12 protein-coding genes are annotated in these 20,997 nt (G+C 44.1%); 2 read left to right on the top strand and 10 right to left on the bottom strand.

The window, feature by feature from the left end:
- Positions 1-19: 19 nt before the first annotated feature.
- The 7 genes from BMX69_RS13195 to lepB (BMX69_RS13225) form a co-directional block, all read right to left on the bottom strand.
- Positions 20-817, bottom strand: coding sequence for a class B sortase (locus BMX69_RS13195; RefSeq protein WP_054790312.1), 798 nt, complete (start codon positions 815-817; stop codon positions 20-22).
- Entirely contained in the window at positions 796-2,049 is a 1,254-nt protein-coding gene (locus BMX69_RS13200) for a Spy0128 family protein (protein WP_160117913.1), read from the bottom strand. The genes BMX69_RS13195 and BMX69_RS13200 overlap by 22 nt, the downstream gene beginning before the upstream one ends.
- Positions 2,033-2,980: a class B sortase gene (srtB, locus tag BMX69_RS13205; RefSeq protein ID WP_100042589.1), complete on the bottom strand. Its 948-nt coding sequence runs from the start codon at positions 2,978-2,980 to the stop codon at positions 2,033-2,035. Before srtB ends, BMX69_RS13200 begins: the two co-directional genes overlap by 17 nt.
- Before the next feature lie 66 nt (positions 2,981-3,046).
- Positions 3,047-4,366 (bottom strand): DUF7601 domain-containing protein, encoded by a 1,320-nt coding sequence (locus BMX69_RS13210; protein WP_147297062.1) that lies wholly within the window; start codon positions 4,364-4,366, stop codon positions 3,047-3,049.
- A gap of 103 nt (positions 4,367-4,469) precedes the next feature.
- The gene (gene lepB, locus BMX69_RS13215; protein ID WP_054790315.1) at positions 4,470-5,027 is read right to left on the bottom strand and encodes a signal peptidase I; all 558 of its coding nucleotides are present in this window, start codon (positions 5,025-5,027) and stop codon (positions 4,470-4,472) included.
- Between the two features lies 1 nt (position 5,028).
- Positions 5,029-10,419, bottom strand: a complete 5,391-nt coding sequence (locus BMX69_RS13220; RefSeq protein ID WP_100042590.1) for a DUF7601 domain-containing protein — start codon at positions 10,417-10,419, stop codon at positions 5,029-5,031.
- 32 nt (positions 10,420-10,451) lie between these two features.
- On the bottom strand, positions 10,452-10,994 hold the full coding sequence (gene lepB, locus BMX69_RS13225; protein WP_100042591.1) for a signal peptidase I: 543 nt from the start codon (positions 10,992-10,994) through the stop codon (positions 10,452-10,454).
- 179 nt (positions 10,995-11,173) lie between these two features.
- Between lepB (BMX69_RS13225) and BMX69_RS24475 the strand changes: the two genes are divergently transcribed.
- Entirely contained in the window at positions 11,174-11,422 is a 249-nt protein-coding gene (locus BMX69_RS24475; protein ID WP_054790321.1) for a hypothetical protein, read from the top strand.
- A gap of 420 nt (positions 11,423-11,842) precedes the next feature.
- Here BMX69_RS24475 and BMX69_RS13235 read toward each other — a convergent pair whose 3' ends face one another.
- Complete coding sequence (locus tag BMX69_RS13235; protein ID WP_100043850.1) at positions 11,843-13,258, bottom strand: hypothetical protein; 1,416 nt, start codon at positions 13,256-13,258, stop codon at positions 11,843-11,845.
- A 315-nt stretch (positions 13,259-13,573) separates the two neighbouring features.
- On the opposite strand from BMX69_RS13235, the gene BMX69_RS13240 reads away from it, so the two are divergent.
- On the top strand, positions 13,574-18,724 hold the full coding sequence (locus BMX69_RS13240; protein ID WP_100042592.1) for a DUF7601 domain-containing protein: 5,151 nt from the start codon (positions 13,574-13,576) through the stop codon (positions 18,722-18,724).
- Between the two features lie 114 nt (positions 18,725-18,838).
- On the opposite strand, the gene BMX69_RS13245 is transcribed toward BMX69_RS13240, so the two are convergent.
- Positions 18,839-19,930, bottom strand: coding sequence for a FliH/SctL family protein (locus BMX69_RS13245; protein ID WP_100042593.1), 1,092 nt, complete (start codon positions 19,928-19,930; stop codon positions 18,839-18,841).
- Positions 19,931-20,547: 617 nt separating this feature from the next.
- Positions 20,548-20,970 (bottom strand): DUF3788 family protein, encoded by a 423-nt coding sequence (locus tag BMX69_RS13255; protein WP_197678650.1) that lies wholly within the window; start codon positions 20,968-20,970, stop codon positions 20,548-20,550.
- Positions 20,971-20,997: the final 27 nt, after the last annotated feature.

Here is a 20,997-nt window from a genome sequence, read left to right on the forward strand (position 1 = left end):
ACTCCTTTCCTCTATCTCATCAGTCTCCGTATTCCGGCCGCAAAATACCAATTACAACGTACCGGGCATCGTCGAATTCATAGCTGCAAGTGGAAAGCACAAGGAACCTGTCACGATCCGTATATACAGCACTGCTCTCAAACGTTGTTTTTGACGAGGCATATGATAACAATGCCTTTCGATTTACCTCATACATAAACGCCCGGCTACGCCATTCCCCCGCACTGATGACACAGCCATATTTCAAATCAATCCGATAGTTTCCCTGCTCAGTGTAAAGGTAAAGATTAGGGTGCTGTTCATAATAATCCTGCGCCTTGTACTCTGTCAGTGTTCCAAACATCCCGCCGGATTTCATATGGTGTCCGTAAATAATGCTCAGGCTTCCGCTAAAATCCTCCGGGCAGTTGTAATCGAGAAATAAAGTGCCATTGGCATTATAGGTACCGTCCGGAAGATGATGAAGATACCAGTCATAATCGTGGGCACGCATAACCGGATAGTCAATTACGGTGTCCGGGCAGTACAGCCATGCGGCTGCATCAGAATTGATCTTTTTCAGCGCTTCAAAATCAATGGAGACCGTGGGAATGTCCTTAGCCGGCTCTGCTCCGGGCTCATATACTTCTATGTAATCAGAAGAACTGCTGCTTTCCTGACGGCGGACCCGCTCTTTCAGATTCTCATAGCTTTGATCCCCTTCTGCATAAATTTGCAGGCTTTCCTTAAGCTTATACCCGGAAAACACGATGACACAGATCGAACCGATCAGAAGGAGCCATACTGCTGTTATAATTATCTTTTGCCTTTTACACATGTTTCACCTGTGATTTTTTCACCGTTATCATCTTTCCGTTGATTTTTCTTTTTGAGGTTGGCGGCCAGGATCAGATAGATCACACACCCCGCCGCGACAGCAGCAGCTGTACAAAGCATTGCTGCATACAATTCACATCTGATATCATCACCGGTTTTTGGGCTGTATGCACCAGAACCGGCATTGCTTTCATCTTCGAGAAGGTTAGCAAGCGGAGTGTCTCCATTTAAAAATTGCAGGCTGTTGTCACTGTTTTCATCGATTTTGACACCAGGGCCGACTAAGCTGCTTCCACCGCTCCCTTTCCCGCTGCTTCCGCCGCTCCCACTGCTTCCGCCTCCTCCGTTGTACTTATTGATAAACGTACAGGATTCCACCTGCTTGTTTGAGCCGTTTGTTACCGTCCGCGTAACTACAAGCTGTCCATCTGTATCCTTTACCACATCGGTGATCGTGTAAACAGAGTCATCGTAAGTATATCCGGTGTTCGGAAGGACTACTTCAGAAATAGTATAATAATAAGTACCTTCCCGGATATAACTCCATGTACCAAAATCCTTTTCACCGGAACCATAAATGGTGATATACTTGACACCATTCTCGCTGCCTTCCGGCATGGGATTTGCCCCATCTCTGGCCGTCAGGGAAAAGGTAAAACTACTGGTTTTTGATGGGTTGCCGGATACTGTTTTTTTCACCGGCGGATCTACCATAATCTCGGGATCGCTTGCAAGGGGAGTATAAGTATTTTCAAACTTAATGCTGCCCACTTTGCTGCCGTCATATTTTTTTACAATGATCTCAGCCGAAAGCTCTTCAGCGATCCTCTTCACATAGACTTCCACCGAATAAACCTGAGTATCATAGGAATATCCACTGGCCGGGGATGATGCATCCCCTTTGATTTCGTAACGATATATACCAGTGTTAGAAAAGGTGATAGGACCGACTTCTTTCACGCTTGTACCGGCAGCCGTAAAGGAATGGACACTGCTTAGACTCCCTGACGGCATTGGATTTCCCGGATCCAGAGAAATAAGGTCATACAAAAACACATTGTTAACATCTGATGCGGAACTGTTTTTTACGAATACCTGATCTACATATAGAGTAACGGAAACCGGCTCCGTTCCTGCGTGAGTATCCAGGGGAAATGCTATGGCCATAAGACTGAGGATAAACAGATACCACACAGCTATCCCTTTCGGATTCGCTTTATTCTTGGAGCTCATCTCCATTAACCCCTTTCGTGTTTCTTCTAACTTTATGATAAACTGCAATAGCAAACAGGATTATCAGCATAACCGGCAGCATGATCTTCAGCCACTGGGGGAGACTTTTCCACAGACCGGCTTGCCGGTCCACCGATACTGATTCGTTTGTATCGCCCGATAGTTCCTTGTCAAATGTATTGGTGTAACATTCTTCCATGATCCTGGCTGCCAGGATATCTCTTCCATTGGTGGCATCCGAAGCACAGGTGGTCAGGAGCAGTATATGATCCTCCGTCGAAACTCCGGTTTCACGGGTATACATTGCCTTATCCAACAGATATTGCAGATAAGCCTGCTGTGCCTCTTTGCCCTGGACCCGCGGCGCAAACACTCCTCCGTCGTATGCATCCGTTTTAATAAAAGCAAAAAATTCCAATCCATGATTTTTCCCGTTATAGTACAGATTTCCGTATACATGGCTGTCAAAAAAGCTTTTGCTGCTGAATGAGCCAAGTTCTCCGAACATTGCCTGTTTTTCCATGTGATGTCCGTATAAAATACTGTTAAAATCCTGAAAATCCTTACTATTGGAGTAGTCTAAAAAGATCGCTCCCGACAGGGAATATTCTCCTAATGCATTGGTATTTACATATTTTGCATTATCATTCCCCTGTGTTACCGGATAGTCAATATTCGTGCCATAAACTGTGAGCCAGCTGAATACCTCCGGGTTAATTGCCTTAAGTTCATCAAATGATATGCTGCCTTCTTCTGCATCCGGCTTATAAATTGAGTACTGGGCAGCATCCGCTGCCTGATATACCTGATCCGAGTCCCATATGGCATAAAAAGCTATAGCGACCAGCAGGAGAATGACAGTCAGAACCAGGAAATCTACAATACTGTTTGCGGTTTTTACTGCTTTTCTGCCGATTCTTTTTATGTCCATATGAGACCCCTTTCCGGTAAGTTAAATGTAAATCACAGGATATTCCTGCCGCTTTTCCGTCCCGGCCTAACGATGGGGAACATAGTTGCGCTTTTTACGGGATTTTATTACTACAAATGCCGCAAATGCCCCTGCTGCCAAAATCAAAATCATAACATAGGGGAGGTTGTTAATAATCACGCCTGTAGGAGTAATGGTCCTGTAGGTATTGGTGAATGCCGCACTGTTTGCATTTTCTCCTATCAGTTTGGTGCCGGTACTAAGTGCCAGATTTTCGAGTGAATTAAAAATTTGGATTGCACCTCCCCCGTTTTCCACGACCAATGCGGATGCTGTATAATGTTCCACTGCACTTTCTACTGCAACATATTTTGCACCAATGTGCAGGTCAGTAAATACCAGCTTTTGATCATGTTTGAGATTGACTGTTTCCGTGGCTCCCGATGTAAATACAATATACGAATAATCGTTGTCGTCAGTTTGCAGGTTTGAGGCGTTGTCTTCTGATGTTACTACGTTATTGCCTGAATCCAGAACATACGCCTTATATGTAGCAGAACCTTGTACGACACCCGGCTGAGTCGCCGTTATCTGAAATGCAAAATATTTGGTCCTATCGGCATAATCGCCTGAAACAGCTTTTCCTATGGTAAGAACATGGTTATTCGGATCCGTAGGGTCAATGCCGCCTGCGGTCTTTGAATAGGTATTGGTAAACATTATTTTACTGTAATTGCCAGTGATGTTAGGGTCTCCTGGCTGCGGAGTCGGGTCCACCTTATCGCCAGGAGCGGAAGTTTGGTTACTGCTGTCATTCACAGCAATACTTGAAGCGACAGCAGCCACGTACAGTCCATTTACACCATTTTTCACATACACCGTAAGCGTGTACTGTGCAGGAGAAAATACATATGTTTCATTTTCCCCGGGTGTATAGCCTGTCACACTCGAATTCTCCTCAATCTGATATACGTATACTCCCGCATGGGGAAAGGTAACTCCGGATAGTATGTTCCCAGACTGTTTTAATATTGTTTTGAAGCCGACAATATCAGTGCCTGGAACAGTACCTGAATCAGTGCCTGTATCGCTGGCTGTGAATGCAATTGTCGTTGGACCTACCGTCGGCATTGTGTCTAAATCATCAGGCGTTGTTCTATCGTCAACGCTTACCGGTGAAAATTGGAAGGTAAAAGTCGCATCAGGTGTTGTAGTTCCTACCGGCATGATCAGATTTTTCGTAATTGCTGCCTCTGCAGGTGTATTTTCCGTACCGAAGATCGGATCACCGGCCGCAAATGCGGATGCGGCAGTTCCCATGCACATGACCACGGCAAGCGCCATGGACGCCAACCTCCTTCGTAATTCATTGAATTTTTTTTTCATCGTTTTTTACTCCTTAATTGTTATTTCTTGTACTTTCTTATATAAACATAGGGGAGGGCGGGGTTGTATTCTGACATTCCTGCCGCCTACCGATCCACATATGCTATATATTTCTACGTCTGAGGATCGTCATTACTTTCCCCAGTGTGTCTTTCACCCTTACAGCTCCGTATATACGGCTGTCTGTGGAGTTTTCCCTACTGTCACCAAGAACGAATACTTCTCCTTCCCTGACAGTAAGCGGAAATTCTACGCCATCTTCATACCGCTGCGTAGGTGTATAGATTTCTGCTTCCTGCTGAAGCGCGCCATTGATCAGAAGCCCGTCTTCCGTGATATCTACCGTATCACCTGCTGTGGCGATTACCCGGCGCACCTGTTTCTTTCCTTTAAACTCCAGCACAAGGGTGTCTTGGGCAACATAGCTTTTGTCCAGACGGTAGAACATCACCAGATCTCCGTCTTTAACGGACGGAACCATAGAGGCATCCGAATTGCGGCAAAGACCAAACAAAAACGTGAACACCAAGAGGAAGGCGAGGATGATCGCAGCTATTTTTGCCAGAAGAAACACGATTTCTTTTCCAAGTGATGGTTCTGCCGGAAATTCGTAATTTTTTTCTGCTGCTTTATTTTCTCCGTGTTTCTGCAATTCAGACATATCACAAACTCCTTTTCCGGCGATAATTAATCATACAGGCGCTAAACAGTCCCATCAGCAAAAGCATGGACAGCCCCAGAAGAGTTGGCCCCTGTATGCTTCCCATCAATACGCCGGTCGGTACGACAGAAATTCTTGTGTTGATAAAATCAAAGGATCTGTCTGCTCCTGCAAGGCTGACTATCCCGGTATCCGAACCGTTTGTTGCGCTTGTGGTGCTGTTGTCCGTAAAAGACACGCTGTAATTCGGATCGGGTGATTCTACAATTTGGACACTGCCCTGCGGCACAGGATCTTTAATGGTTATCTGCTGGCCGTGCTTCAACGTAAACGTGGCTTTTCCTTCCTCATTAAGTATCAGTGTTCCGTTGGCCGGTGCCTCTGCTCCCGAGCCGGATACCGTGCTGCCTGTATATAAAAGCTGAGTTCCGGCTGGGACGGCGGCTCCGCTGCTGTCCCGAACGTATATTGCAAACGAAAATTCCCTTGTTTTGTCTGCGTAGTCGCCTGCTACTCTTTTGGAAATGGTAACATTTACTTCACTTGGGCCTTTAATATGTACGTTTACCTGTTTCGTAACTGCCTGGGACTGCCCATCCGGAGCATAAGAATAGCTGACCGGAACATCTTTGGGAACCGTTGAGGCAGTCGAACCTGTAATTGCAGGAAGAGCTTCATTGTTAATGGATGGCACTGCAGTCGTTCCATTTGCAAGAATCGCCACCGCCTTTGTAAATCCGCTGTCCAGAGCCGTCTGGCTGCCTATCAACTGGGCCTGTTCCAGTGTCATCGTCCCATCATTGGCATAGAGGGCATACTTCCGGTCCGCTGATACAGCCGTTCCGTTTCTCACAACGGTAACGCGGGCGTCTGTATGTACCTGACCCCCCGTCAGCGTCTCATCTCCCGCTGTATAGCTGACTGTATGGGTCCGCCACGTCTGATCCAGCCCCAGCGGCGTGCGGATCTCATCAAGCAGCTGGGCCGTTATATTGTTTCCGAAGAAAGGGGATCCGCTGGCCTGCGTATACGAGATGACATCATCCACACTGTTAATGGCTGCCGCTTCCGATTCTGTGATAATGACGTCCTGGGCAGATACCTGGGTATCGCCCTGGGCAAACTGTGCTCTGATATCAAAGCTATAGTCCTTGTCGTCACCGCTTGCTGTCCAGGTTTTTACCTGGTTAACATCACCTGCATCAATGTGGTACAAATGCGGCGTTGCGGATATATACCGGTCTGAACCGAAGATGCCAACGCTTTCCACATGTTCACCGCGGGAAGAATCCGGGATAAAGGAAAACACCGGATAAGGAACCGTTCCTGGAATCAAGGCACTTGGAAGAGCAATGGACCCTTTTGCTGACGGCGTATCTGCCGGAACAGTACCGTAAGCGCTTATAGACTGCCCGGAAGACGGCACTGTGGTAGATACCGGAACATTATGAGAGACCTTGCCATATCCTTCCGTTACCTCCCAGTTATAGACCGAACCGAGAATTGCAACCGCATATCCATTATTTCCAGAGAAATGCGTATCGCTGTCCCCGATGAACGTTTTTCCTGTGGCCTCCTCAGAGCCTCTGAAATTCACAGGGGTGATCCTGTCTTTTGCTTTTTCTTTATCCGGATTCAAAGTGATGACGCGCCAGCCGCTGCTGACTCCGAACCAGTTCGTCTGCAGATTGCTGTCCGCACTTACATTCCCCACCTTCAGCCATGTCAGCGCGTTATTTTCGGTGGTTATGATATCAGTGAGAACGATCTGGTCTACCTGACCGGTAGACTGGATATATACCTGGCCTTCGCCTTCCACACGTGCTGTACCCGCAATGAAAGATGCGCCGGCAGAGGCAATACCTAAGCCTGCACCCTCCATCCCTTCCCCGGCATGCAGGGTCACATCTCCGAAGGTATGATAGGACGTGCCGTGATTGGATACTGTGGCATTTAAACCGTTTTTAATATTACCGTTTTGTGCTACCAGCAGACGTTTCTGGATATCCATGGAGGTAAAGCCGATGATACCGTTCGTGGAAATCAAAATCCGATGAGGCAGGCCGTCTGGGGTCTGGCCGGTTTCCCAGTCACCCAGGATATCATTGGGATCCGCAGACTGCGGTCCAACGTTTATTACTGCTTTCTTACCGGCTTGTTCACTTGCTGAGGCCACGGTGTTTATGATGTTTTCCGTACCATTGCCGGCACAAAGTCCTGTAATGGTTCCCGCAGAAACCAGATTTACCTGCACATCTCTTCTTAAAGTTCCCCCGGTAAGATTCGAATAATCCGTGGCGTAAAGATTTCCGATGATGGCATTAGGGGCATTGACATTGATGATAATACGCCCGGCCCTTGTATTACCTGCGCTGGCTGCCGTACCAGAACAATCTCCGTATATGTTAAGCCCATTCAGCAGATCCGTCTTGGAATCGTCAGTGAGAACATTCAATGTAACCGTATTGCTTGCATCTGTACCTAGATAAGAGCTTGTACCAGCCCCCAGCCTTCGTCCTCCGCTGATACTGTCACCGGACGCAAGGGAAAAACCATACTGGTTTCCTCGCAGATCGATCGTGACACTTGCATTGCCGTAAATATACCCGGCATATGACGGGCCCGCGGAAAACCCCCGGAAAACGTCAGCACGAGCCGTTCCGGAAAAATTGCCTCCATGTACGACTATCGTCGAATCGCCACTGATATAGTGGGTAGTCGAAGAACCATAGGTACCTCCCATTGAAGCATTTATGTAAACATTTGGTTTATCAAAAACTTCAACGCTTACATTCCCATCCTGATACGAATCGTTCCAGCCACCGCCGCTGAGAAACCAATCCACCTGTCCGCCATGCACCTCTGCGCGGCCATCTCCTACATGGATAAAGCTATTGAAGCCGGTTCCCTCACAGGTATCAACCACCCCCCCATGATGAATCCGCACAGAATCCCCCACCTGCACCCCGCCGAAACTGCCGCCGTAGGTCCAGCGTGCAAGGACATTCCTGGTGACCAGAGTCGTATCCCCCTTGATACAAAAACTGTTGTTAGCTGAGATAGTTCCTCCGCCTCCGACCAGATCGAATCCCGTGTTGTATCCCTGAGATCTATTGGTGGTAGAATAGCTGTAACTTTTATAGTTTCCCAGATAGGCTATTCCTTCTGTTCCAACCTCTGAAAAAGCATTTCCTTCCATATATCCCCAGCCGGCACCGCGGAACCAATGCTCATTGTCTGCGCTGTAGCAGATACTGCCGGAATATATTACATTTGTAATATTCCCGTACAGCTGGTAATCGGATGCAGCCTTAGCTGCGTTAAGGCCGGCCTCCACGTTTGTGACCTTTGCAGTGGAAGGATAATACGTGAACTGGTTCTGCCAGACACCCCCGATGGCCGCGTAGATACTTGCACCTCCGGAAAAAACACTGAGGGATCCGTTATTGTCCGTACCTGCCTTCACAAGGTTAATAACATTACCTTTAACAATACCGGTCTGAAAATTAGTACCGATATAACACGCTCTTCCATTAGTAAAATTGCTGGTATCGATATAGTTCTTGATGACGTAATCGTCCGTATATAAAAGACCTGTAAGATCGGAGGTATCCACAGCACTTCCCAGCGTGGCATCGCTTCCCACATCACCGTAAAGAGAGCCTCCGATAAAACGGCTTGTACCTGAAGTCCAGGTATATCCTGCATCCGAGGATGTAAACCTGCCGCTTCCGCTGATTTCATTGGTGATCGGACCTTCTACGGACCCATATTCCACCCCGCCAAGGAAACGTTCCAATCCACCGCTCCCGGTAGCCATATTGATGATGGTGTTAGTCACACTGCCGGTAATATTGGCAGGTACACTGGCAGAGGTGCCCAGGCCACCGCCCCGGATACTGAAGGTATTGCCGCTGGTACCAAGTATCGTAACAGCAGCATTGCCATTTAAGGTGCCTGTCCTCATACCGCCGATGAAGTAAGAGTCTCCATTGCCGGTAGAATAAACCGTGATGGAGGCAGTTTCCTCATAAGGCGTAACAAACCCGGTGCTGCTTCCTCCAAAATAACGGGTGGCTGCCGTCTGCCAGGAGTTTCCCCCCAGGGTAAGGGCATACCCGTTCATATATACACCCTGTGTTCCGATTTCACTCGCATTAAACGTATGCCGGATATTGCGGAGAATGATGTTACAGCCGAAATATCTTTCACCGGTGCCTGAAACGGAGATGAGGCTTGCATTGGAGGGGGCGGAAGCCGCCGGCGTGTCTGTAACCGGATCCTCTTGATTCCCTGTCAGCACAAGTGTATTTAATCTCTCACGCAAGGAGGCAAATGTAACATCCCCGGTACCGGTTGCGGAACTGGTATCATTAAAAATATTTCCCGGCAGATTCGTAATATTGGAACCAAAATACATAATATAATCTGATTCTGCCTGGTTCCTCTGGTAGATTCCCAGCAGCGCCGCACGCAAGCCGCTTTCATTTGCGGTATATGCCTCATAATAGCCGCTTAAAGGATCCCCGTCCGCCTCCATTACAACCAATTTGCCCGTGTCACCGCTGGCAAGTACATTTCCTCCTAGAGGCAGGTTTATGAATGATCCTGCTAGAAATGAAAATCGTTTGGCTCCCTGGTACAGTCCGGCATTTATATTCTCTGCCGCAGTATTAACATCCTCCATGATCACAACCGGTTCGCTGTAAGCAGCTGTAATTTTCTCGTCTATCTGAACCAGATTAAATTTATTATCACCGGCTACTCCTTCTGTCGGCAGAAGATATTCTGTTTCTTCAATGGTTTCAGATGCTATTCCAACCACATAACTGCCTGGTTCCACGTTATCAAACCGATAGGTCCCGTCTGACAGAGTTTTCGTATTCCGTATTGCCGTGCTTTTATCATCTGCTGTATAAAGGCTGACAGGATAACCTGCAATAGCATGTTCACCCTCATCCATTACACCGTCACCATTTTCATCCAGCCATAGCTTGCCGCTGATCTGATTCTCATGGGAAAGTTCGCCTAAGGGTGCTACTGTTACCACAGCAACAGGACGTGCCTGTGCATAGACATAGGTTCCGATATCAGCAGTAAACAGATAGGTTCCTGCCTCATCCTTTTGATACAATCCACTGGTTCCCCATGTTACAGGTATGTCCACTGTTGAGCCGCCCTCCAGGGTTGCTGTCAGGGTTACAGGCAACGGAATATCTGCACTTACCGTACCTAATGGAACAATGATTTCTGTCACAGGCATGTCAAAGGACAAAATTAGTTCTCCTTCATTGTCATTCTGGGCGATACCTGTAACCGGCAGCAATCCTATAATCAGCACCACTACCAGCAACAGCGAAAGGCCAATGTGCCAATTACATTTTTTTCTCATACTGTACCTCTGCCTTCAATAATTTCATACGTTTATAACCTGCCACGAAATAGGATGAGAGCTTTTCCATTGATCTGTTTTTTACTTACAGTACCATAGTTGCGGGAGTCCAGTGAATCACTTCGGTGATCTCCCATAACAAAAAACTGATCTTCGGAAACCTTCAGCGGATAACCGATTTTCGGCTTCCCATAAGTCCTTTCATAGATATACGGCTCTTTTTGTACTTCTCCATTTATAAGAAAAAGTCCATTATCATCATCAAACCCCAGCACATCTCCGGAAATACCGCAGATTCGCTTGACGTAATCTTTCCGTCCATTTGCCTTAATAAATATAATATCCCCTCTATTATATGAACTTGATTGTTTCCAAAATATGATTATATCCCCATCATAAAGAGTCGGTTCCATCGAGGTCCCTGATACAGCTGCAATTCCAAACATTGTATTAAAAATCACCGCTACCGCCACCGCAGTCACAGTACATTTTATAAGGGAGAGCCAGAATGACTGGCTGGAGTAATTCGTTGCTGCGGCATGTTTTGGCCGATAAGTTTTTACTGACCTCTTCATATTTACATAAACCCGCTTCCTGCTGTATATTGATTTGGTTATATCCTTTATTTAATTAACAATTTCTCTCAACATAACTTTATCCCATTTTTCTCAATCTGTATTGATTAATGCATAAACAGCAGTCTTATTGCTCCAAACTACACCACTGTTCCCGTGGTGGTTAAGCAGTCTTTGGCTTGTCTAAGCTGCATAAAACAGAACCACAAACTATAGTCATAAATGCCATCTGCCAGACCCTTAATATAAACAAAGACTGGCTAATGAATGGCTCGGGGGAGATGGAGAACACTGCAAGAATAAATCAGAGGGCAAAGATATTAACTGAATTATATGAAGTAATCAAGGGATTATCTGAAGACGAACAGCTATATTTGCTTGACACCATCAAAGCCTTGAAAACACGCCTTAGTGGGGAAAGCAAATAGCAATGTTGATCCACATATTGAGAAACTTTGTACTTTACAAGTATAAAATATGAAAGTCAGTACTTTTCCATATCTGGCACCAGCTGTCATCATATACATTTCCTTACCATACTCTGACCCTTTCTGCTATAAAATTCTTATCTTATTCTAGCAAAATCGTTAAAGAAAACAGAACTGAATTTCATATTCACCAGATCCTTTATCAAATTTCGGGTTCACGTACTTCAGGTAAAAATGTCAGAATACCAAGGATAAGCCAGAATAATAATTTCTTAATTAAATAAACCGGTGTCAGGATTCGAATCCTGGCACCGGTTTTCTTTGAATGTTATAATCTTATTCCGTTTTATCATATTTTCAGCAGCCTTCAAATTGCATTTTCAGGCTTATACCCTAGCCTTTGGAACCTCCTTTATATTTTTATAAAGCAGATCTGCCAAGGTTCCTGGACATCTCATCGAGATACGCCAGCCATAAGTCCGGGCTGAAATCCAGTAATTTCATCGTACTTTCTGATGTTTCCCTGCTTAAAATCAACTGAAAAAGATCCGTTTCAAAGCAATGAATTTTTTCATTTTTATAATCATGGTCAATCGTATAAATCAGATTTAACCCCTGTAAACAGAATACTGCCGCTTTCGGCTGTTCACTGTTCACGATCCTGACTTTATCAGAACTTTTATCATTAATAAAAGTATTAAACCTTTGTAGGTATGGGATACGCTCCTCGGGCGGAAAGTCAACGACGCCAAAAAGAGGTACAATCGCTTTTCCCGTAGAGCAAAAACCAATCATTGCATCCACAGTCACGAAAAAAGCAGTTTCCTTATCCAGTATTCTACGAAAAAGTTCCAGAATGGCTCTTTTTGAGACTGCCCTCCCGTTCACTGACTCCAAATCCTTTTCTCCGATCAAATAACCAATGGAAATAAAATTATATACAGCTTCCACATGCATATCCATAAGCCTGGTAAGAATAGAAGAATCTGCTTCCAAAACAGTAACTGCTTCTCTTCCGCTATAGCTTATTTTCTTAGCATCTTTCTTTACAAGTGAATTATAGAAGACGTTTAAATAGCCTTTATGACTGACAAAGGTCATAAGGGGCATCCCATCCAGCTGGAGACTGAAGATCAGAAGAAATTGCCCCTTTAATAGTAAAAAGGTGCAATTCATTTCTTTTGTGATTTTCCATAAATTTAAGTCTACATACTCCTGTGCTCCGACTATGGAGGAAAGTATATCAGTATTATTATTGATGGCTGACGCCTCAATTACGGACATATCAAAATAGTGGTTAAAGACAGCTCTTTCCCGCTTCAGGGAGCCTGATATTTTTATTCTTTGGAAGATATCGGAATATGAATGGTCAAAAAAAGAAAGGGTACTGTAAAACTCAAGGGGAATATCATGATTAACCATGATATGATCGGAAACAAGCACACAAAACATGTTCAGAATGGTCTTTTTCCCCAAAAAGCTGGCTTCCCTGTCCGGATAGCCCAGATTCCCATTGTTCTCCTCGTCAAAATCTTTATCAAAAGCATATTCTATGGCATAGGCCAGAAATATTTCCAGTTCATACCTGGAACTGAAATTATATATGACCGGAAAGATATGAATAAATTTCAAATAACAGCCATGGCCATACAGAATCTCGGCAAAATAGGCAGCAGCCTGTCTGCTGAATGCTCTCTTTTCCTTTAAAAAAGGCAGCCTTCCTCCTTTTAATATCTTACTTAATCCACTAGGAGTCATATTCATGCTGATTGCAAAGTCTGTTTTCGACGTCTTTGCAATATCGATCAGCTCTTCCAGCAATTTACCGGTTTTCATCACTTGCTCCCCCACTATTCCATATTCTGGAAAATATTGTAACATGATTTTTCTCTTTTGTCTATTTCAGTGTAACCTTTTATCCTTCTTTTCCTATTTTGGAAAATATTGTTACTTATTTTTTCATTCTTGTCTATTTTCCCGTAACTTTTTTTAAAAACTTTCAAGCGTCAAGTAAGGCAGCTTTATATAATCTTCGTAGGATTCTTTGCGCTAAATTCGAATCAGCGGAAGAATTACTACAAATACAAAGCCGCAATTCTCAGGCATATGCCTGAAATTAAATCAAAGGCAGTACTAAAAGGAGGAATGAGATTGAAAATAAGAAAACAAAGACGGCTGGTAAGCTGGCTGTTGGTACTAATGATGGTACTGAACGTGTTTTCGCCGCTCAACAATGTTTGGGCCGGAGGACTGGATACACTGAATGACAGTTCTGACAGTGTGATCGAGATCAGTAACCATGACAATGTCGCTACCGGTAGTCAGGCGCATAAGCCGGATTCTTCCGGGGAAGAGGAAAAAACCAATCCCCCGGATGAACCAGAAGAATTGGATGAAGGCCAGGTAAATGAACCAACCACAGCCACAGATTCCAACGCTTCCACGCCTTCCGGCATAGTTAGTCTTCAGCCGGAATTTATGGATATGGTACCTAAGGATGTAACAGAATTACTTGGTAATTTAACCATATCAATCAAGCAGAATGGTTCATCTGTCACAGAAATCATTGCTGGACAGAATTTTACAGCAGAAGGTTCCTTTGATGTACCGGTTGAGGGAGATGGCATAAGCGATCCAGACCAGTACGTTAGCTATGGAGACTTTGCAATACTGAAGCTGGATGACAACATAACAATCGTAGGTTCCCCTACACTTAATTTATCGTTTAACGGAGAAAAGGTAGGGACTCTTACGTTCGAGAATAGTCAGGTAAGAATCGACTTTAATGGAGAGGCACTTAAGGATCCGGGCATATCAAATGTCAACTGTGAATTCGGTGCCACCATGAAATACACCGGCTCCGACGTAACGGAAGAAAACCCAAAAAACAATGTTTACATTTTAGGAAAGGAGTTTACTGTCAAGGCACCGGAGATTCCAATCACACAGACCCAGAGCAAAACCGGCCGGCTTTCCGATGACAAGACACAAATTGAATGGACTGTCAAAGTAAACGCAAAGAAGGGCAGCGACATTTCTTTACTTGGTTATAAATTCCAGGATCATCTGACGAATGTTGGTGCGTATGTGGAAGATTCGTTTATGATCAATGGCAGTGAACCAAATCCTAAGGTCATTCCTGATGCCAGTAATCTGTTATCCTATGAATTTGGAGATGTGAAAGGAGAACAGATCATCACCTTTCGCACGATGATTCCTGCGGAGATGCTGATCAATGGCGGTACAATCAATAATACTGCAAAGTTCGGAAAAGATACGCTGGTAAATACAAATACTGTTCCAATAACCATTCAAAGAAAAAATCTGATAAAAAAAGAGGGTAAGCCAGGAGACGGGCTGAGTGAAGGTACATATAACCCCAATGACCGCACGATTACATGGGCTATCACCGTTAATCAAGATCAGATACCCTTACAGGACTTGACCATTACTGATAATCTTCCCACCAGCCCTGCAGGATTAAGCTGGAAGTCAGCGAAATGGGAATATGAATCAACGGCAGATACATGGGCAGAACTCACTGCCGGCGATGGGCTGACTAATGTACCAACCTACACAACGGAACCCGGGAGCGGACAGTATACACTGACAGGAACTACCAGCAAGAAAGTTCGGCTGACGATCGTATGTGATGTCGCAAATGATGCATATGTAGGGACAGTGAAAACCTATCGAAACACCGCGACACTGACTTGGACCGGTAAACCAAGTGGAACCTTTTCGGATAGCGCCGATGTAGGCATTGGTATTGACAGCCTTACAAAAGGTTATGTATCAACGAATTACCCCTTGCGCCAAATTGAATGGAAAGCAACCGTTGACCTGAAAAATCAATCAGGCTTTCAAGACCCTTCAAACCTTAAAGTATACGACCTTTTGATTTACGGTAACTCTGTAAACCTGGACAGCACAAACCTTAATACTTTGGTTGGCGAGGAATACAAAAAGCTTGCACCAAAGTATGGTCAGAAAGTTGTTAATGAAAGTGGGACCGAGAATGAAAACTGGACTAAGAATGGTCTGAATTTTACCATCCAACCAGTTACGGTAAGTTCTACACGCGTCGGTGACCTTCTTGTGGTCAGTGGGTTCAATACTGACAAGGCATACACTTATAATTTCAAATCACAGGTTCTCGATCCGAACATCTTTGCCGCAAATACAGGCAAATATGTCAGCAATACTGCTTCCCTGTATTATGGAACCGTACATTTAGATGACGGAAATGCCGGAACCACTTACAACAGCAGCGTTTTAAGCAAGCAGGTACTGAAAGCCGGAACAAAGACTGTAGGCGATAGCGGAAATGGATTTAATTCACTGGATAAGACCGCAGTATTCCGCTTAAACATTAATAAGGATGGCTTTGACCTGACTGGTGCAGACATTGAAAACGGAAAACTGGGCAAGGTGACAGTGACAGATACATTACCCATTGGCTGGTCGTTTGTTGACATTGGTTCTGATGTGAAATATCAGCTTTATACAAGCAGCGATACTCCGGTTACGGATGATACGGAGATTATAGAAAGCACTAATATTTCCGGCCAAAATGCAACATTTGTGTTCAAAAAACTGGATAAAGCTTACTACATTTTAGTAAAGGCACAGCTCTCTGACGACCAGTATTTAAAATATCTGGAGGCATCATATACAAATGGAAGAACCGATCCATATCAAACTGCGACAAACACGGTCAAGATGACTGCTGAAGGTGATAACAAATGGAATCCAGAAACAACAACATCGGTCCAAGTATCAACGCAATTCCTGATTAAAAATGTAAATACGGGCAAAGAACCACTGGAGTGGACAATTAAATTTAATCCCTATGATTTACCGGATTTGAAAAATATAAAAATCACGGATAAAATACCCGTAGGACTTGAACTTCCTTTTGAACGGAACGGCTCCCTGAATCTTACCGCTTTCCATATCACAGAGTATGATCAGATGATAAATGGAGCATTTCCAACTTCAGGAGGAAATGTGTTAACCACGGAGCAGCTGCAGGACAGAATCTCGTATGATAAAGATTCGCGCGTATTGACCTTTACCCCTACCGACGGCAAGTTATATCTGATCGTTTATACGACCGAGGTAACCGGTAATGTCGGAACCAGTTTAAAGAATCAGGTCTCCGTGTCTGGCAGTTCAATCGATGGTATCGGCACCAATGCCTCTTATCAAGTCGATAGTTCTCATGCCAGCGCGACCTTGATGCGCAATGGTTACCTTGACATCCGTAAGGTTAATACTCAGAGTCAGATCATAAACGGCGCTGTGTTTACATTATACACAGATAAAGCACTTCAAAACCCTGTTTTGACCAGCATCATGCGACCGGATGGAACATTGAGAATCAACCCGATTCCTGCGCCAAAAGCTTTTGGCGATCCTGCGTTTACCTACTATTTAAAGGAAACAACGGTTCCTGACACCTATGAATCAGACAATATGATTTATATTGTGACCGTTGCAAAGGATTCAAATAATAAAACCATTACTACGGTAGCAGGAAAAACAGCGGGTGAGGTTCTAACAGTTATAAACTACCAGCCAGACACAGTTGGCAATCTATCCATACGCAAGATGGTTGATGGCAATGCAGGTGATATCAACAAAGATTTTAATTTCACCATTAGGCTTACCGGCCTAAATATAGACGGCACTTACAACTATATAGGCTCCGGTAATAAAGAAAACGGCCAGCTTATTATCACAGACGGTCTTGGAACGGTTCAGCTTAAGCATAATGAAAGCATCACAATAACCGGACTTCCGAAGGATACCACCTATCTGGTAACTGAATCGGATTACACCGGCGATGGTTATCAGACTACCTTTTCAGGTGAGCATGGTACTATCGAAATTAATAAGACACAGACAGCTGAGTTTACCAACACAAAATATCTGCCCGGTAGCCTGGTCATCAACAAAACGGTTGCTGGAAACACCAATGAGACCGGTCCATTTGAATTCACTGTTACCTTCTCAAAACCGGACGGTACCTCTGACGACAACTCCTATGACTACACCATATCAGGAGATGCTATAACGAAACAAATCAAGAACGGCGGTACACTTTCTATCTCTGACGGGCAAAGCGCCGTCATAACCGGACTTCCAATGGATACGTCCTATACGGTAACTGAAAAAGATTATTCAGCAAGCGGATACTCCTCTGCCTCCACTGGTTCGTCCGGTAAAATTGAAACCGACAAAGTGCAGACAGCAGCCTTCGTAAACACCAAATATCTTCCTGGTAGTCTGATTATCAAAAAAACTGTTGCAGGAAACAGCAACGAAACCGGTCCGTTTGAGTTCACTGTTACCTTCACAAAACCGGACGGTACACCAGATGACAGCTCCTATGGCTACACCATTACAGGAGATTCTCTGGCGAAACACATTAAGAGCGGCGGTACAATTTCTATCGCTGACGGGCAAAGCGCCACCATAACCGGACTTCCAAAAGACACGGACTATACGGTAATCGAAAAAGATTATTCCGCAAACGGATATTCTACCGCATCTACAGGCTCAACCGGTACCATCATGACAGATGAGGAACATGTAGCTGCCTTCATCAACACGAAGATTTTGCCCGGTAGCCTGACCATCAGCAAGACAGTTGCAGGAAGCGGTGCTGATACCAAAAAGAAGTTTGATTTCACAGTAACCTTTAACGCAAGCGGTACCTATTCCTATATGGGAAAGGGAGTTTCTGACGGAACCATCAAAAGCGGTGATAAGATATCACTTGCCGACGGGGAAAGCATCACCATCACCGGATTACCTGACGGAACCAAATATCAGGTGACAGAAGCCAACTATTCCTCTGAAAGATACACTGCCGCACAAACAGGAGACTCAAGTATTATCCGTACACTTGAAACATCAATTGCTGCATTTACCAACACATACCGCAAACCCACCAGCTCAGGCGGTGGAGGTGGAGGTGGCGGAAAAACACCTTCCGTAAAGCCCAAACAGCCGGATCCAACTAAGCCAGATCCAACCGAGCCTACCGAACCTGGCATACCAACGACCGACGTAAAGCCCAGGGAAGAGATGACCCCCCAAGAGCTATATGATGTTTATGGCGAAGTACCTCTTGGCTATATAGTTGGTTCAAATGGAAAGCTCCATCCGGTTGGCCTTCCAAAGACCGGTGATGATATGTCCGATGATATCATAATTTACGGATTTCTTATCATCTCGGCACTTCTAGGCCTGACATCTTCGGGCATATTGTGGAGAAAGCATTTTGAAAAGTAACTACTGAAGATGCTGCACTGCAGGAACAGACAGACAGGAGGAAAATCATTCAATGATTTTCCTCCTGTCATACTACGTCTAATCAACCGTCTTCATAAATCTTCCTTAAAGTATTTAGCTCACAACCTTAATTCCTTCTCTTAGAGCAACAGAGAGCACCATTTTTTCCGGCACTCCCAACATTTTAACCGCCAGGTTTATATGATTATCATTATGTAGAAAATTGGCAATTAATAGCTCCATTCCCTGTTCTAGTCCTTTTTCAAGTCCCTTTTCCATACCTTGCTCCAGTCCCTTTTCTATTCCTTGCTCTATCCCTTGCTCTATCCCCTTTTCCAGTCCTTCTTTCCAGCCCCTTTCAATCGCTTCATCCACAATCGCTTCGCTTAAATTACACATAATATTGATCCTCCTTTCCAAATCAGGTTCCATTGGTATATTAAATTCTTCTGATAAAATCTTCCCTTTTTCTTTTGCTGATAAACGGGAGGAAAATAAAGTTCCTAAGAGTCTATGCAGCTTTGATCCGTCGTTTTCCCCTGCAAGTTCCTTCGGCAGACCCACGATTATAACGCAGAGCAGATCATACCTTCCCATATCACCAGACTTTCCTACAATCTCTCTCTTATTCATTCCAAACTCCGTAATGGTGTTGCCGACTCTTTCTGACGAGTTCATGCAAATCCAAATGGAGTACACCTTTTTAATATCTTCATAATTAGGAATTTTAAATTCTGTATCCAGCTGAGCTGAAATCATACGGGACGTATAGAAAACTCCTCTAGTGACAATTGGGTAACCTGGATAAAAATTTTTCTGAGCCTCAACATCCAGTATCATCTTCATCTTTCCCCTTTTTCCCGGGGCCCAGACAAAGAAATGAACATCATAATTAACCCTGCCTTCATAAGGAATCTGGCTCTCTGTGTTAATCCCGGAGATAGCAGGCATAACTCCCTTTTCTCCATTGCTCAACTTTTCTTTCAGAGAGTTTGTTTCTCCTGGATTTACGGGAACCATTGATACTTCCGGTACCCCTTCAATAAGAGGAACAACATGTTCAGGCTCCATTTCTGCAAATTCAGAAACCGTGCTTACAAGAATGTGAGCCAGTATAATCTTCTGAGCCAATAGTTTTTTCGCATGTTCATCATACTCTGCATTTATGCCGGCTGCATATAATTCTCTTATGAGACTTTCCTCCACTTGTAAAACCTCCTCTTATTGTTCTTAAAATTCTATATCAACAACAGGAGGCATTATTTATGATATCCTGCTGAAAAATGGATTCCGCAGAACATCACCTGTGAGGTCACAACGAAGCTTGTATTTTTGTTTTTGCACGTCAGATACTGTATAACCTGTACACACATAAATTCATAATGATATTGCCGCAAAGCAGATCAATACTAAAAGCCGGCTCATTACATATATCCGTGGGTACGGGTTATAAGAATTATAACATTTCAGGTATTTGGTTGCAAGAATGGAATACAGCGATGATGACTTGGAAATCAGATATTATATGATATGGGATTTTAAAATGATTTATTTGATATTTGAAAATGATAAAATAATGAATTAGAATAAAAGACAAGTACTTTAGAAAAAAATTATATCTGTCATTATAAACCAGGAAATCAAGGATGTAAATATAAAAATCAACCTTTCCATCAAAAATAATTTTCAACTTAATTTGACATGGAGCCAACGGCATTATGGCATTTATCCTTACCATGTAAGGTATGAATAGAAAAAAGAGGATGCAATTTAGCAGACACCCAATGAAGAAGTAAATTGGACAGTCGTCAAGCGGAAATACATTATTTCAAAGCAGCTTTATATTTCATTACGGTAAATAAGTCCTCCAACTGATACTCTTCGCTCATATCACAAATAAGTGGTATGAGTTTTCCGACCATGGCGGCATTTTGCAACTGCATTTTTAATTCTTCTGCGATCTCCAAATCCATTACGCCAGAGCATGTCTTCTCAGTGAAGAAAAAAGATAACTTGAAAAAGCCTTCCCAAACAGAAAGCCAAAATATAGTCTTTTTCCGTTTGCTGCCTTTGCAAAGCCATGCCTTTCCATCCTTGTAATACCGCCAGTCAAGTGACATTTCGGGAAAAGACACTGACAGCCTGTACAGAAACTGTTCATATGATACGGAGGCTTCCCCCAATGCTTCATGGATAACTTCAAAAGTAGGGAAAATATTTACATCTCTTAATAATTGCTTTGGCATAATATACATCCTTTCTCTAAGTGAACA

It is taken from the genome of Lacrimispora sphenoides JCM 1415, from assembly GCF_900105615.1.
GTDB classification, from domain to species: Bacteria; Bacillota; Clostridia; order Lachnospirales; family Lachnospiraceae; genus Lacrimispora; species Lacrimispora sphenoides.